The sequence below is a fragment of the Flavobacterium sp. MMS24-S5 genome (genome assembly GCF_050320125.1).
GTDB classification, from domain to species: domain Bacteria; phylum Bacteroidota; class Bacteroidia; order Flavobacteriales; family Flavobacteriaceae; genus Flavobacterium; species Flavobacterium tyrosinilyticum.
The window spans coordinates 612190-628106 of the sequence record NZ_CP190016.1 but is presented as its reverse complement, the minus strand read 5'-3'; the positions used below and the strand labels follow the sequence as shown (position 1 = coordinate 628106).

Here is a 15917-nt window from a genome sequence, read left to right as displayed (position 1 = left end):
TTAAAATAAAAATGGCAAAATATTCAAGAATTGAAGTAGCTCAGACAATGAAAGAGAATGGTATGGTTCCGTTGTTTTTTCATTCTGATATTGAGTTGAGTAAGAAAGTTTTAAAAGCCTGTTACGACGGAGGTTCCAGATTAATGGAATTTACAAGCCGCGGTGATTTTGCTCACGAAGTTTTCGGAGCTTTAAATAAATATGCTTTGGCCGAACTACCAGGAATGATTCTAGGAGTTGGTTCTATTACAGATGCAGCTTCGGCTTCATTATACATGAGTTTAGGAGCAAATTTTATTGTAACACCGGTTTTTAGAGAAGATATAGCTATAGCTTGTAATCGCAGAAAAGTGCTTTGGTCACCAGGCTGTGGTACTTTGACAGAAATTGCTAGAGCAGAAGAATTAGGCTGTGAAATCGTAAAATTATTTCCAGCTGATACTTACGGGCCAGAGTTTATTAAAGCGATAAAAGGCCCATGTCCATGGACAAACATTATGCCGACAGGAGGCGTTTATCCAACGGTTGAAAGTTTGAGTTCATGGTTAAATGCCGGTGCAACTTGTGTTGGTTTAGGTTCGCAATTAATCTCAAAAGATATATTGGACAACAAAGACTTCGAGGGACTAACTGTAAAAGTGAAACAGGTTCTTGACATTATAAAAGATATTAGAAAATAGATTAAGGGGTAATCATGCCTAACTCCTTATTTTATAAGTTTTTTTTAGATTTTTAGAGATTGTAATAGAGCATTGCGCTTGAAAAATGGAGTCCGCCATTCCTCACAGCAGATTTTATTTTACTCAATCGAGTGTGATGCTTCTTTTACAATTTTAAAGGCAGAAATGAAGAAATAAGGTTTGTAAATGGTTATTTATAACGCATTAAAGAAAATTTAAAATGAAAAAATTAAATAGAATAAATACAGGATTAGAAAAGTTACAGCCAATTAAGGTAGTTCAGTTTGGAGAAGGTAACTTTTTAAGAGCCTTTGTTGATTATGCTTTTGACAAACTAAATAAAGAAGTTGATTTTAATGCCGGTATTGCAGTAGTTCAGCCTTTGAAAGACGGTATGGTAAATATGATTAAGGATCAGGACGGTCTTTATACCTTGTTTATGAACGGAATCAAAAAAGGTGAAAAGATACAAGATATTCAGTTAATTAATAATATTGTAAAAACTATAAACCCATATACTGAATTTGCAAATTATTTGGCTTTAGCCAAAGAAGAAGAACTTCAGTTTATTGTTTCTAATACTACAGAAGCTGGAATTGAATTTATTGAAAGTGATACTCCAGACATGCAGCCACCAGTGTCATTTCCTGCAAAATTGACGGTTTTATTGTATGAAAGATTTAAACATTTTAATGGAGATGCTTCTAAAGGAGTTACAATAATTCCTTGTGAATTAATTGATTATAACTCTGAAACGCTTAAAAAATATATTTTGCAATATGTTGATTTATGGAAATTAGAGGATGCGTTTAAAACTTGGGTATCAGATGCTTGTACGTATCATAGTACTTTGGTTGATAGAATTGTTCCTGGATATCCAAGAGCTGAAATTGAAGAATACAATAATAAATTAGATTATGAGGACAATTTAATTGTTGCCGCTGAACCTTTCTTCCTTTGGGCTATTGAAGGTGGAGATGATCTAAAAGCAAAATTGCCTTTTCACAAAACAGATTTGAATGTAAAAATCGTTGATGATATACGTCCTTTTAAAATGATTAAAGTTCGTATTTTAAACGGTGCGCATACAGCAATGGTTCCTTTTTCACTTTTGCATGGTAATAAATTAGTCATGGAAACTGTTAACGGAGATTTTACAGGAAAATTTGTAAATAGCGTTATTAGTGAAATTAGTGAAACTCTTGATATGGACAAAAACGAAATTACGGCCTATTCTGAGGAAGTAATGGACCGATTTAAAAATCCATTTATCAAACATGCACTTGCTGATATCGCATTAAATTCTGTATCGAAATTCAAAGTAAGAGTTTTGCCTAGTTTATTAGGATATTATAAGGCAAACAAAGAATTACCTGTTAATTTGACTTTTTCATTAGCGAGCTTAATTCGTTTCTACAAAGGAACTTGGAATGGTCAAAGTTTACCAGTTAAAGATGGTGAAGATATTACAACATTCTTTAACGGACTTTGGAAGTCTGATGATTACGAGAAAATTGCTCGTTTAACATTACAAAACAAAGGTTTCTGGGACCAGGATTTAACTGAAGTTCCAGGACTTACAAGAGCAATTACAATTGCTTTAGAAGAAATAGATTCCAACGGAATTGAAACTGGTTTTGCTAAGTTTCAAGAAAGAATAAAATAAATCCGTTAGATAAAAATCTAATTTGATCTGCTAAAATCTTTTTAAATCTGCGTGAAATATTTGTTAGACATCGATTTTTTCACGCAGATTTATACAGATCAAAGCAGATTTACACAGATTTAAATCTAAGTCATGAGTAAAATTTAGAAGAAAGTAATTTTGCTCAACGAGTTAAAAATAAGAGAAAAACAAAAAGAACAAAGAACAAAGGTTAATTATGGCAACGCAGAAAAAATTAATAAAAGTTCACCCAACCGACAATGTTGCGGTTGCTTTGGTGGATCTTACTGCAGGCGAAGTGATTGATTTTGAAGGACAATCAATTACCGTAGAGTCTGATGTAAAAATGAAACATAAGATTGCAATGGTTCCTTTTAATGTAGGGGACAGAATCATTATGTATGGTGTTTTAGTAGGAAAGGCAAGCTCTAGAATCGAAAAAGGCGGGTTGCTTTCTACTGCAAATGTAAAACACGAAAGCGATAAAGTTACAGGTAAAACTGAAACTATTGGCTGGAATGCTCCAAATGTTGACAAGTGGAAAGACAGAACGTGGCAGGGCTATCATAGAGAAGATGGTCAGGTTGGAACAGAAAATGTATGGTTGTTTTTTCCATTAGTTTTTTGTGAAAACAGAAACATCGAAATTTTAAAAGATATTTTTGAGAAAGAATTGATGAAGCCTAAAGAGAATGATTATCAGTTATTGTTACGTTCTTTGGTGAAATCAGAAACGGGTGGAGCAGGAAATCAGGAAGCTTCAAATGACGCTAATTTATTCAATAATATTGAAGTGAAATTCATTACACACCAAGGTGGATGTGGTGGAATTCGTCAGGATTCTCATAGTTTAGCGAAGCTTTTGGCTGGTTATGTAAATAACCCAAACGTGGCAGGAGCAACGGTATTGAGTTTAGGATGCCAGAATCTTCAAATTTCAATTTTCAAAGAAGCTTTAGATGCCATTAATCCAAACAGTAAAAAACCTGTTTTAATTTACGATCAGCAATCTATTGGAACAATTGAGACGATGTTGAGCAGTGTGGTAAAAGACACTTTTGAAGCTATTAAAAAAGCAAATGAAATTAAGAGAGAGCCAGCTCCATTATCTAAGCTAAGAATTGGTTTAGAGTGTGGTGGATTTGACGGATTCTCTGGAATTTCTGCAAACCCAACATTGGGAGTATTATCGGATCATTTAGTTGCTTTGGGAGGAACTACAATTCTTTCTGAATTTCCTGAATTATGTGGAGTAGAGCAGGAATTAGTAAATCGTTGTATAGATGATGAGGATGGGAAACGTTTCTTAGACTTAATGAAATGGTACGAAAAAACAGTTGTTGATGCAGGTTCAGGATTTGACATGAATCCGTCTCCAGGTAACATTAAAGACGGTCTGATTACAGATGCTATGAAATCGGCTGGTGCTGCTAAAAAAGGAGGAACATCGCCAATTACAGGTGTTTACGATTATGGAGAATATATTAACGAACCAGGCTTTACATTGTTGTGTACGCCAGGTAATGACGTAGAATGTACAACTGCAATGGTAGGTTCCGGAGCGAATATGGTATTGTTTACAACAGGATTAGGAACTCCAACAGGAAACCCAATCGCGCCGGTTGTGAAGATTTCTTCAAACACACAATTAGCAAACAAAATGTCTGATATTATTGATATTGATACGGGTGGAATTATCACTGGAGAAAAATCAATTGATGAAATGGCTGACGAAATGTTAGAATTTATTATTGATGTTGCCAGCGGTAACATTAAAACAAAAGCGGCAATTTTAAATCAGAACGATTTTATTCCTTGGAAAAGAGGGGTATCGCTTTAAATTTTTAGGTGCTAAGGTTCTAAGGAGCAAAGTGACAAAGGTTTATATAGAAGACGCACAATATAGTGCGTCTTTTTTTTTGAGAAAGCTTCGGAGAAGCGAAATATTTATAGCAAAAGATTAACCGGTTGCAACATAAGCTCCAGAGGAGCGACATGTATTTAGGTTAAAAAAAAATTTCGCTTCTCCGAAGCTTGTATAAAAAAAGCCCATTCTAAAATGAGCTTATATAACTTATATGGTGAAAAATATTAAAAATTAGTTCGTGTAGAAGATTTGCGAATATGTAATTCTGGTGCAAGAACAACTTTCTTTTCAATTTTAATAGTATCTGTTTTGTCTACCTGTTCTAAGAAAACACGAGCAGACATTCTTCCCATTTCCAGTGGTGACTGATCTACAGAGGTAATCGATAATTCCATGAATTTTGTAAAAGGCTCGTTACTGAAACCCGCAACACAAAACTCACTCGGAATACTGATATTTCGTTCTTTTAACTCCTGTATTGCTCCTAAAGCGGCAAAATCACTCGAAGAAAAAATAGCATCTGGAGGAGTTTGCAACTGTAAAAGTTTATCGACAGCATCTTTACCAGCCTCTACGCTACTTTTAGTAAAAATAACATACTCTTCATTAAAAGGAAGTCCGTTATCCAATAAAGCTTGTTTGTATCCTAAAAACCTGTTTTTGAAAATGTCTAACGATTGATCTCCAGAGAAATGAGCAATATTTCTGCAGCCTTCATCTATTAAGTGTTTAGTTGCTAAATAACCGCCTTTAAAGTCATTAATGGTTACAGAACTTACGCCATCAATATGTTTGCTTCTATCAAAAAAGATCAGCGGTACATTTTTTTCTAATACATTTCTGAATGCACTATCATTCTCATCTGAAATACCAGTAACCGACATCATAATACCGTCTACTTGTGCATCTACTAATGTATGAAGGTTTTCGTTTTCTCTTTTAATGCTTTCATGCGTCTGACAAATGATAACTTGATAGCCATGAGGATAAAGCTCTTCTTCGATTCCTCGAATTACAGAAGCGAAAAAATTGCTGTCAATACGCGGAACAATAACTCCGATATTATTACTTCGACCGCTTTTTAAAGCTAAAGCAAGTTTGTTTTGCTTATAGTTCATCGCAGCAGCAGTTTTGATTACCAACTCTCGCGTCGCTTCCTTAATTTTAGGATTATTGTTTAACGCTCTGGAAACAGTTGCAGCAGTGATGTTTAATTTTTCAGCAATATCGTAAATAGTTACTTTTTCACTCATTCAAAAAAAGTTTTTCGGATTATTTTTAGACAAAAGTACATTTTTTTTCATTACTTAATAAAAATTGTTATCGATTACCGTATTGAAAAACTCAAACGTTTTAGATTTTACAATGATAATAAATTATCTAATTTTTTGCATTAAATGTAATTAATTTTTGTAATAAAAATTAAATATATAATTTTTTTCTAAATTAATTTGGTCTCTTAGAACAATTTTTCTACTTTCGTGTAATCGATTACATAAAACCTCATGTTTTTGATATTCAAATAAGAAAAATCTGTGCAAATGACTACAAATAAGATAATCACATTTAAAAAGATTCTTTTTTTAGCTGCTTTAGGGCTTTTGATAGCATCGTGCGCTAGACATTCTTCTTCAATTTCTTCAGAGAATCCATGGAAAAGAATGGATTTAGTGATAAAAAGCATTCCTCAAACACATTTCTCAGATAAAGTATACAACATAAATGATTTTGGTGCTATTGCAGATGGAAAAACGTTAAACACTTTGGCTTTCCAAAAAGCAATACAAGAATGTTCAAAAAATGGTGGAGGAAAAGTTTTGGTTCCAAACGGAAAATATTTAACGGGAGCTATTCATTTAGAAAATAATGTCAATCTGCATTTAGAGGATCATGCTGAGATTCTTTTTAGCTTAAATCCAAAAGACTATCCTATTGTTCATACTTCGTGGGAAGGAACAGAATTAATGAATTATTCTCCTCTTATATACGCAAAAAACAAAACCAATATTGCCGTTACAGGAAAAGGAACTTTAAACGGTCAGGCAGACAGCACCAATTGGTGGATTTGGTCTGGCGGAAAAGGTTATGGATGGAAAAAAGGTATTCCGTCTCAAAATGATCCGACAAATCGTGAAGTTTTGGTTGATATGGCAGAAAAAGGAATTCCGGTATCAGAAAGAATTTTTGGTGAAGGACGTTATTTACGACCAAATTTTATCGAGTTTTTTGAATGTAATACGGCTTTAATAAAAGATGTAAAAATTATTAATTCGCCTTTTTGGATTTTACATCCTATAAAAACAAACAACATGATTATTGATGGAGTAACGGTTAATAGCCATGGTTGCATAATAATGATGGTTGCGATCCAGAATATTCGCAGAATATTTTAATAAAAAACTGCACTTTCAATACAGGGGATGATTGTATTGCTATTAAAGCAGGACGTGACGGAGATGGGAGAAGAGTGGCAATACCAAGTAAAAATATCATTGTACAAAACTGCAAAATGATCGATGGCCACGGCGGTGTTGTAATTGGAAGCGAAATTTCGGCAGGAGTAAATAATGTTTTTGTCGAAAATTGTGTTATGGATAGTCCGCATTTGGATCGTGCCATTCGTATCAAAACCAATTCGAAAAGAGGTGGAGTCATTGAAAATGTATATGTGCGAAATCTAGAAGTGGGAACTGTAAAAGAATGTGTTTTAAAATTAAACATGTTTTACAATGTATACGGATCTCAAACAGGAAACTTTATTCCAGTAATCAGAAATGTAAGCTTAGAGAATGTAACTGTAAAAAACGGTGGAAAATACAGCGTTTGGGCAGAAGGTTATGCAGCATCTCCAGTGGAGAATATTACACTAAAAAATGTAAAAATCCAGAAGGTAGATTCTGTCTATTTATTAAAAAACGTAAAAAACATAAATTTTATAAATACCTATATTAATGAGAAAAAAGTAGAATCTATCAACAATTAAACACTATCAATTAACCAAACTTTAAACCACATGAGTATTAAACAATTATCTGAGAAAAAAGATAAGTACTTTGTATTTTTCTTTTTCCTGAATTTTTTGCTGTGCAGTTCTATTTACGCACAGTCAACAACAATTGAAGGGAAGATTACCGACGCTACAGGTATGTCGCTGCCAGGGGTAAACATTAATGAAAAGGGAACAAAAAACGGAACTTCGACAGATTTTGAAGGAAGTTTCAAAATTAATGTATCAAACAGTAAAGCGACTTTAATAATTAGCTATTTAGGATTTCAGACACAAGAAGTAAATGTTGCTGGAAAAACTAAAATCAATGTAAGTTTAGCAGAACAATCAAACGCATTAACAGAAGTTGTGGTTGTAGGATACGGTTCTGTAAAAAAGACAGATCTTACAGGATCTGTTAGTACTATTAGTGCTGCCACTATCACCGAAAGAAATACTATCAATCCTTTAGAGGCTATTCAAGGTAGTACGCCTGGGGTTCAGATTTCATCTTCATCGGGACGTGCGGGAGATGGATTTAAAGTAGTAATTAGAGGTAATAATTCCCTAATTGCAGATTCAAATAACCCAAGTGTGGTTGGTTCTTCGCCTTTATACGTTGTAGATGGTGTGCCAATGGATGGAATTGATTTCTTAAATCCGCAGGATATTGCCAGAATGGACGTTTTAAAAGATGCCTCTTCTGCTGCAATCTACGGTTCTAGAGGATCAAACGGGGTTATTATCGTTACAACAAAAAGCGGAACGAGCGCAAAAGCAGGAATCAGTGTAACTTTTGACACTTCTTACGGAAATAAAATTGCGACTAGATTGCCAAAAATGATGACCGGAGAAGAGTGGTGGAAATTCCATCAAGTTGCTTACATGAGTGCAACTCCTCTTACACAAACGCCAGCTCAATTAGCATCTTTAGCTGGAAACCAAAGTCCATTATTGGTTTCTCGTGCCAATAGCGGTTACAATTTTGACTGGTATGATGCTGTACTGAAATCAGGAATGACAGAGAATAATTATTTAAATATTTCTGGGCGTTCAGATTCTGGTTTAAGCTATAACTTAGGATTTGGAATTCAGAGTGATCGTGGTCTTATTGAAAATGATGCTACAGATAAATACTCTTTTAAATTAGGGTTAAATCATAAAATAAATGACAAGTTTTCTACAGGAGTAAATGTTACAATCGCAAGATTAGATAACCAATTAGGAAGTGATTTGGCAATGCAAGATGCATTTAGATTAAGTCCATTAATGTCTCCTTGGGCAGTTGATGCACAAGGAAATGAAAAAATTGGAACTTTATTTTTCTTGCCTGGAAAATTAACGTATCCTGATGGTTCTTGGGCAATTAACAAAACTTCTACAGTCAACCCTTTAATGGAGATTGCAAATTCTTCTCAAACAGAAAAAACATGGCAAACTGTAGGAAACGCGTATTTCCAATATCAGCCACTAAAATGGCTTTCGTTTAAAACAACATTTGCTGCAGGAATTATGGATACTCAAAATTCTAAAGCTTACACTGCACAAACAAATGCAGGGGTAACCTTAAACGGAAAAAACTCAGCAACTTTAGAAAACATAAACAACTTCAATTATACTTGGGATAATCAAATCGATTTGAAACATACTTTCAATGAAGTTCACGATGTAAGTGTTTTATTATTGCAAAGTTTGTATTCAAATACAGATGAAAACTCTTATATGTATTCTAATAATCAACCTTTTGATGTTGGAACAGATAATATGGGTTCTGGTGCGCAAACGAGTTATGTAATAAGATCGGCTTTTGCGAAAAATACCTTAAACTCTTATGCAGTACGTTTAAACTATGCTTTTAAAGACAAATATTTGATTACTGCTTCTTCAAGATGGGATGGTTCGTCTGTTTTATCTGAAGGTAACAAATGGGAAAGTTTCCCATCATTAGCCTTAGGATGGAAACTTAGTAAAGAATCATTTTTAGCAAACAGCTCAGTTGTTTCAGATTTGAAATTACGTGCTAGTATTGGTTACACAGGAAACGATAACGTAGCTCCTTATACCTCTCAGGCACTTTTAAACCAACAGACATTCTATGCACAAGGTTCAAATGTTATTCCAGGTTGGCAGTCAGAAAATTTGGCAAATCCAAATTTGACTTGGGAGAAAACAAGAGAATACAACTTAGGTCTTGATTTTGGATTCTTAAAAAATAGAATTTCGGGTACAATTGATGTTTACGATAGATTATCAGATAATTTGATCTACAAACAGCAATTGCCATCAGAAACAGGTTGGAAAAATACGTTTGCAAATGTTGGATTTGTTAGCAATAAAGGTATAGAAGCTTTATTAACTACAAAAAACATTAAGTCTGGAAAAGTAACTTGGGAAACGACTTTTACTTTTACTAAAAACGTAAATAAATTAGAGTCAATTTACAATCAGGACAAAGTAAGTGATATTGGAAACAAATTAATTCTTGGCGCTCCGTTAAACCCAAATTACAATTATGTTTATGATGGAGTTTGGCAAGAAAGCGAAGCGGCTCAGGCAGCATCTTACGGAATGGCTCCTGGACAAGCAAGACCAAAAGATTTAAACGGAGATGGTAAATTTAATCAAGATGATAGAACGGTAATTGGAAATCCAAATCCAGAATGGCAAGGAAGTTTATATTCTAAATTAGTTGTTGGACAATTTGATTTTAATTTCTCAGTCTTAACAAGCCAAGGGCAAACTGTTTTAAGTACTTTCCACCAAAACTTTGCCGATGTAAGCGATAGAGGACGCCAAAAAATAGCAATGGATTACTTTATTCCAACAAATGGTACAGGAATCGAGGCTAATGCAAATACTACAAACCCAAGACCAGGGCCTGTTGCAACAGGTGCAGGAGCCTATTGGTCTTCTCTTTTTGGGTACTATAGAGATGTTTCTTACGTGAAAATCAAAAATATATCTTTAGGTTACACTTTAGATTCTGAATTATTGAAAAAACTAAAAATTTCTAATTTCAGAATTTATGTGAATGTTCTAGATCCATTTGTGTTTACAGATTTTGATGGTTACGATCCAGAATGGGCAGCTTCTCCTTTTGGAGTAAACCGTCCAGCGGCAGTAACTACACAATTAGGATTAAGTGTTAAATTTTAATAAAGATATTCAAATGAAAAAAATATTAGTAATGATAGGAATAATTGCTGCAGCTGTAAGTTCTTGCAGTGATTATATTGAAGAAGATAGCCGCTCTTTTGTACCGGCAGACGCAACATATAAAACAGCATCAGGATTTCAGTTATTGGTTAACACAAACTATGCTTGGTTAAAAGGAATTTATGGCGGAAACCCATGGCTTTTTGAAGCAGGAACCGATATGTATGCTGAAGGAAGAACTCCAGAACCAGCAGGATTAAGCCAGTATACGCTTTTAATTCCTTCGTCAGATAACGTAGCGGATTTGTATACTTCTTGTTATCAGCAGATCCAAGCGGTAAATAAGACGGTATATTATTCTACAATTACAGAACAGACACCAAATTTAAATACACTTGTTGGTGAGGCACGTTATTTAAGAGCAAATGCTTATTTCTTATTAGTGCAGACTTATGGTGGTGTGCCAATTGTTTTGGATAATATTACCACTCCAGTTTTATCTTTTACAAGAAATACTGCTGAGGAAGTGTACACACAAATTATTGCAGATTTAGATTTTGCTTTGGCGAATGTTGGAACTACGGCTTATGGTACTACAGGAAGAGTAAATAAAAGAGCAGTAAACGATTTGTTGGCAAAAGTGTATTTAACAAGAGGATATGAAACTTTCGGAAAAGCAGATGATTTCTCTAAAGCAGCAGCTTACGCCGATGCAGCAATTGCAGGTCAAACTTTAGCAATTGCATTCGACCAGCTATTTAAACCAGGAAATGATTTGAATGCAGAAACGATTTTTTCTGTACAATACGATAAAGCCTCTACAAGTACAAATCCGACAAAATTGGGGAACAATCAGTTTTACTATTTCAGTTCTTATTTAGGAGGAGCAGAAACAGGAGCTCCATTAAGAAGTTACAATTTATGTCCTACCGATTATGCTTTAGGCTTATATGAAAAAGGGGATGCTAGATGGAATGCTACTTTCATGACTGAAATTTTAGAAGTGACCTGAAACAACAAACGGAGTTACAAAAACTATTTTATACTATCCGTACTACAGAAGCTCAAATCCATCTTCTCTAAAAATAAGACATTTTTACGAGCCAAAATGGTTTACAGCGGCAGATAAAGCGGCTTATATGACAACTAATGCTTCTAGATTAGCTTCGACATTTGTTTACCATCCTTGGGGAGAATATTCTGCAGCTCATACGTTAATTAAGAACTTAGACTGTTATACTATTCCAGTTAAGAAATTTGACAATCCGAATCCAACTACTCCATCAAGTACAGGGCCAGTAAGTACAAGAGATATTATTGTTTCTAGACTTGGAGAAACGTACTTAGTTGCAGCAGAAGCTTATTTAAAAGCAGGAAATCCAGGAACAGGATTAGCTCGTTTAAATGAAGTAAGAAGAAGAGCAGGTGTTGCCAATGCAACTGCAGCTCAATTTAATATCGACTATATCTTAGACGAAAGAGGACGCGAACTATTAGGAGAATACAAACGCTGGTTCGACTTAAAACGTACAGGAACTTTAGTGGCAAGAGCTTCAGCTCATAATTATAAAATTAAAGAAGCAAATTTTGTTGGTATAGACGGAAAACTTAAAATTTTAAGACCAATTCCACAATCAGCTTTAGATTTGAATCAGAATAAAGATTTTCCTCAAAATCCTGGTTATTAGTAATTTGTTAGTTTTTTGAGAACTATGTTTTTTGAAGTAGTTAAAAAGGAGTTTGACTATAGTCGAACTCCTTTCTTAACTAAAAAGTAAAGATTAAAAATGCAAAAATTTAAATTAATCTTAGTGTTGTTTTTTAATGTCCTTGTAATGCAAAGTCAGCAGTACCAAGTAGATACGTCGTATACCATAAAAAGCACTTACGCTAAGTTAATTAAGAAGCATCCGTTTATTACAATTCCAGAAATAAAAGCAAATCCAGATGTCAAAGAAACGTTTGATCTGGTTTACAATCAAGAGCAAGATCGTGTTTTGCATTTTGATGCTTTCATAAATATTAAAAAGAAAAAAAATCCGGCAGTGATCATGATTCACGGCGGAGGTTGGAGATCGGGAAACAAAAACCAAATGCAGTTTATAGGAAAAGAAATTGCAGCAAAAGGCTATTCTTGTTTTGCAATCGAATACAGATTATCATTAGAAGCAAAATATCCTGAAGGTGTTATTGATGTCAAGAATGCGATAAAATTTATTAAAGATAATGCGGCTAAATTTAATGTAGATCCAAACAAAATTGCGGTTTTAGGCTGTTCTTCGGGAGGGCAAATGGCAGCTTTGATTGGTACAACAAATAATTATCCGCTTTTTGAAGATAAAAATTTTAAAAGCCGTTCTTCTTCAAAAGTCCACGCCATAATAGATGTTGACGGCGTTTTGGCATTCAAGCATCCAGAATCATCAGAAGGGGATATGGCAGCATTTTGGTTAGGAGGAAAATCAGATGAAATACCAGAAAATTGGAAAAATGCTTCTGCACTAAGTCATACCGACAAAAATACACCACCCGTATTATACATCTGCAGCAGTATTCCGAGATTTCATGCAGGAAGAGATGATATGATCAAGATTTTGAACAATTATAAAATCTATAATGAAGTACAGACGATTCCAGATTCGCCACATTCATTTTGGTTTTACGATCCTTGGTTTACGCAAACGATCACGTACAGCGTAGGATTTTTAGATAAAATTTTTAAATAATTTAGAATACAGAAATGAAAGCAAAAATCACGTCAGAAATTTTATTTTTCGCGGGTTTAACTGCCATAAAACGCGCAGAAATACGATATTAAAAAGAACAAAACTTACGCCGAAATATCTGTAAAAACAGATGGAAAATAGAAAGGGAGAAAGTATAAAGACGGAACTGTTTAAAAAAAAATGTAAATTGTTTTTTTCCACAGATTAAAAGATTAAAATGATTTTAAAAAATCTGCTCAATATGCCGACTCTCCGTGAGATTAATTTCAACAAATAGTAACATAGAATTTTATATGTGTTGATGTAAGTGAAGCGCCTTTTATTAAGTTTTATCCTGATCGTTATCAGGACTATGTGTTAAAAAAAAAGCAACCAAAGAATAATCCAAATAATCCATTAATCTGTGGCAAAAAGAAACATAAATATGAAGTATAGAAAAACAGTCCTATTATTATTTCTGCTTTTCAATGTTTTTGCAATTGCACAAAATCAGTCTGAAACAGTAATTCCGTACGATCTAAAATGGTCGGAACGAACAGCACTTTCTATTTTGAATAAATATCCGAATGCTTGGCAGCTTGACGGAAATGAAAAGCCAAAATGGGATTATAAAATGGGTTTTGTATTGTCGGGATTTGAAAAATTATATCAAAAAACAAACAATAAAAAATACCTGAATTACATCAAAGAATATGTTGATGGAATGATTGACAGTACAGGAAATATCAAAAAATATGATATTAAAGAGTATAATATTGATTGTTTAAATCCGGGAAAACTGCTGTTTAATTTATATGATATAACAAAAGATTCTCGCTATCTGAAGATTATTGGGCAGCTTAGAAATCAGTTAGAAAGTCAGCCGAGAACACCAAGCGGAGGATTTTGGCACAAACAGATTTACCCAAACCAAATGTGGATTGACGGTTTGTATATGGCAGAACCTTTTTATGCGCAGTTTACAGTTAAGTACGAAAAGGGAAAAAGTCTGGATGATATTGCCAAACAATTTGAATTGGTTCAGAATCATCTTGTAGATCAAAAAACAGGTTTGGTTTACCAAGCTTGGGATGAAAGTAAAGAGATTGCTTGGGCAGATAAACAAACGGGAACTTCGCCTACAATCTGGGGAAGAGGAATTGGATGGTACATGATTGCGCTGGTTGAAACGTTAGATTATTTCCCGAAATCGCACCCAAAACATAAAGTTCTGGTGGAGTATTTGAATCAGATTGCCAAAAACGTGAATCAATACAAAAGCGAAAACGGACTTTGGTATCAAGTAGCCGATAAACCAGAATTGTACGGAAATTATGTAGAACCATCGGCTTCTGGAATGATTATTTATGCTTTTGCAAAAGGAGCTAATAAAGGCTATTTAGCTTCAAGCTACAAGACAACAGCTAAAAAATCATTTGACAGTTTTGTAAAAGAATTTGTGAAAGTAGATAAAAAAGGAGAAGTGAATGTTTTGAACGTTTCATCAAATGTAGGTTTGGGCGGAAAACCATTCCGCGATGGAACAAACTATTATTATCTAGTTTCTAAAACAAAAGAAAACGGTGCAATTGGATTGGGCGCATTTTTATTAAGTGCAATCGAATTGGATAAATAAATGTTTTTTATGGATAAAAAGAAGAAATATTTTGGTTTACTGCTTGTAGTGTTTGGTCTGCTATTTTCATCTATGAATGCAATAGCTCAAGAAAGCACAATTTTGATTTCCAAAGACTTGAAGTGGTCTGAAAGAATGGCACTTTCTATTATGAAGCGTGACCCAAAAGCTTGGCAGATTGACAATTACGAAAAACCAAAATGGGATTATAAGCTTGGTCTTATTATGACTGCTTTTGAGAATCTATACAATAAAACACAGAATCCAGTTTATTTCAATTACGTTAAAGAGTATTACGAAACAGTTATAAACGATTCGGGCGATATTCTAAATTATAAACTAGAAGATTACAATATTGATTATATAAATGCTGGCAAAGGACTTTTTGAAATTTATAAACAAACCAAAGAGGATCGTTATCTTAAAGCGTTGCAGCTTTTAAGAAAACAATTGGAAACGCATCCAAGAACAAATTCGGGAGGTTTTTGGCATAAGAAAATTTATCCAAATCAGATGTGGCTGGATGGATTGTATATGGGAACTCCATTTTACGCACAATATACAGCTGAGTTTGAGCAAGGAAAAAGTTTTGATGATATTGTAAAACAGTTTGAGCAGATTCATCAGCATACTTTAGACCCAAAAACGGGTCTTCTTTTTCATGCTTGGGATGAAAGTAAAAAAATGGATTGGACGAATAAAGAAACGGGAACATCTCCCAATTTTTGGTCTCGATCTATAGGCTGGTACATGATGGCTTTGGTTGATGTTTTAGACTTTATGCCAAAAGAACATCCGAAAAGAAAAGAACTTATCCAGTATTTGAATGAGATTTCGAAAGCTGTTGCAAAATATCAAGATAAATCAGGATTATGGTATCAAGTTACAGATGCTGGAAATAGAAAAGGAAATTACCTTGAAGCATCTGGTTCTGAAATGTTTGTTTACGCATTTGCAAAAGGAGTAAAAAAAGGTTATTTGCCAAAAAACTATAAAAAGTTAGCAGAAAAAGGATTTGACGGAATTACAAAAAAACTCGTTACAGTAGATCCAGACGGAGAAATACATATTACTCAAGTTTGTGCTAGTGCAGGGTTAGGAGGAAATCCTTATCGTGATGGATCTTATGAATATTATATAAGCGAAAAAATAAAAGTGGATAATTCGCATGGATTAGGGCCTTTTATTTTAGCGGCAGTTGAATTAGAAAAATAGTAGAAT

General features: G+C 34.0%; 10 protein-coding genes and 1 pseudogene. 10 read left to right on the top strand and 1 reads right to left on the bottom strand.

Annotated elements, in window-relative coordinates:
• Positions 1 to 11: 11 nt before the first annotated feature.
• From ACPWTF_RS02670 to ACPWTF_RS02660, 3 genes are all read left to right on the top strand, one after another.
• Positions 12 to 680, top strand: a complete 669-nt coding sequence (locus ACPWTF_RS02670; protein WP_427874288.1) for a bifunctional 4-hydroxy-2-oxoglutarate aldolase/2-dehydro-3-deoxy-phosphogluconate aldolase — start codon at positions 12 to 14, stop codon at positions 678 to 680.
• A gap of 220 nt (positions 681 to 900) precedes the next feature.
• Entirely contained in the window at positions 901 to 2346 is a 1446-nt protein-coding gene (locus ACPWTF_RS02665) for a tagaturonate reductase (protein WP_427874287.1), read from the top strand.
• A 217-nt stretch (positions 2347 to 2563) separates the two neighbouring features.
• Positions 2564 to 4186 carry a UxaA family hydrolase gene (locus tag ACPWTF_RS02660; RefSeq protein ID WP_427874286.1) on the top strand — a complete coding sequence of 541 codons (1623 nt, stop codon included), beginning with the start codon at positions 2564 to 2566 and terminating at the stop codon, positions 4184 to 4186.
• Positions 4187 to 4437: 251 nt separating this feature from the next.
• Here the strand turns inward: ACPWTF_RS02660 and ACPWTF_RS02655 are convergent, their stop codons facing one another.
• Positions 4438 to 5466, bottom strand: coding sequence for a LacI family DNA-binding transcriptional regulator (locus ACPWTF_RS02655; protein WP_427874285.1), 1029 nt, complete (start codon positions 5464 to 5466; stop codon positions 4438 to 4440).
• 288 nt (positions 5467 to 5754) lie between these two features.
• On the opposite strand from ACPWTF_RS02655, the pseudogene ACPWTF_RS02650 reads away from it, so the two are divergent.
• From ACPWTF_RS02650 to ACPWTF_RS02620, 7 genes and pseudogenes are all read left to right on the top strand, one after another.
• Positions 5755 to 7196: pseudogene (locus ACPWTF_RS02650) on the top strand (glycoside hydrolase family 28 protein).
• Between the two features lie 30 nt (positions 7197 to 7226).
• Entirely contained in the window at positions 7227 to 10355 is a 3129-nt protein-coding gene (locus ACPWTF_RS02645) for a SusC/RagA family TonB-linked outer membrane protein (protein WP_427874284.1), read from the top strand.
• A gap of 13 nt (positions 10356 to 10368) precedes the next feature.
• Positions 10369 to 11367 (top strand): RagB/SusD family nutrient uptake outer membrane protein, encoded by a 999-nt coding sequence (locus ACPWTF_RS02640; protein ID WP_427874283.1) that lies wholly within the window; start codon positions 10369 to 10371, stop codon positions 11365 to 11367.
• Positions 11368 to 11494: 127 nt separating this feature from the next.
• Positions 11495 to 12043: a RagB/SusD family nutrient uptake outer membrane protein gene (locus ACPWTF_RS02635; protein ID WP_427874282.1), complete on the top strand. Its 549-nt coding sequence runs from the start codon at positions 11495 to 11497 to the stop codon at positions 12041 to 12043.
• A 99-nt stretch (positions 12044 to 12142) separates the two neighbouring features.
• Positions 12143 to 13081 carry an alpha/beta hydrolase fold domain-containing protein gene (locus ACPWTF_RS02630; protein WP_427874281.1) on the top strand — a complete coding sequence of 313 codons (939 nt, stop codon included), beginning with the start codon at positions 12143 to 12145 and terminating at the stop codon, positions 13079 to 13081.
• A 424-nt stretch (positions 13082 to 13505) separates the two neighbouring features.
• Positions 13506 to 14696 carry a glycoside hydrolase family 88/105 protein gene (locus ACPWTF_RS02625; protein WP_427874280.1) on the top strand — a complete coding sequence of 397 codons (1191 nt, stop codon included), beginning with the start codon at positions 13506 to 13508 and terminating at the stop codon, positions 14694 to 14696.
• 9 nt (positions 14697 to 14705) lie between these two features.
• On the top strand, positions 14706 to 15911 hold the full coding sequence (locus ACPWTF_RS02620) for a glycoside hydrolase family 88/105 protein (protein WP_427874279.1): 1206 nt from the start codon (positions 14706 to 14708) through the stop codon (positions 15909 to 15911).
• The last annotated feature ends 6 nt before the right edge of the window (positions 15912 to 15917 follow it).

What these genes read in the sequence shown, in the direction of transcription:
- ACPWTF_RS02670 (WP_427874288.1), top strand. Translation starts at nt 12, where the DNA reads ATGGCAAAATATTCAAGAATTGAAGTAGCTCAGACAATGAAAGAGAAT.
- ACPWTF_RS02665 (WP_427874287.1), top strand. Translation starts at nt 901, where the DNA reads ATGAAAAAATTAAATAGAATAAATACAGGATTAGAAAAGTTACAGCCA.
- ACPWTF_RS02660 (WP_427874286.1), top strand. Translation starts at nt 2,564, where the DNA reads ATGGCAACGCAGAAAAAATTAATAAAAGTTCACCCAACCGACAATGTT.
- ACPWTF_RS02655 (WP_427874285.1), bottom strand. Translation starts at nt 5,466, where the DNA reads ATGAGTGAAAAAGTAACTATTTACGATATTGCTGAAAAATTAAACATC.
- ACPWTF_RS02645 (WP_427874284.1), top strand. Translation starts at nt 7,227, where the DNA reads ATGAGTATTAAACAATTATCTGAGAAAAAAGATAAGTACTTTGTATTT.
- ACPWTF_RS02640 (WP_427874283.1), top strand. Translation starts at nt 10,369, where the DNA reads ATGAAAAAAATATTAGTAATGATAGGAATAATTGCTGCAGCTGTAAGT.
- ACPWTF_RS02635 (WP_427874282.1), top strand. Translation starts at nt 11,495, where the DNA reads ATGACAACTAATGCTTCTAGATTAGCTTCGACATTTGTTTACCATCCT.
- ACPWTF_RS02630 (WP_427874281.1), top strand. Translation starts at nt 12,143, where the DNA reads ATGCAAAAATTTAAATTAATCTTAGTGTTGTTTTTTAATGTCCTTGTA.
- ACPWTF_RS02625 (WP_427874280.1), top strand. Translation starts at nt 13,506, where the DNA reads ATGAAGTATAGAAAAACAGTCCTATTATTATTTCTGCTTTTCAATGTT.
- ACPWTF_RS02620 (WP_427874279.1), top strand. Translation starts at nt 14,706, where the DNA reads ATGGATAAAAAGAAGAAATATTTTGGTTTACTGCTTGTAGTGTTTGGT.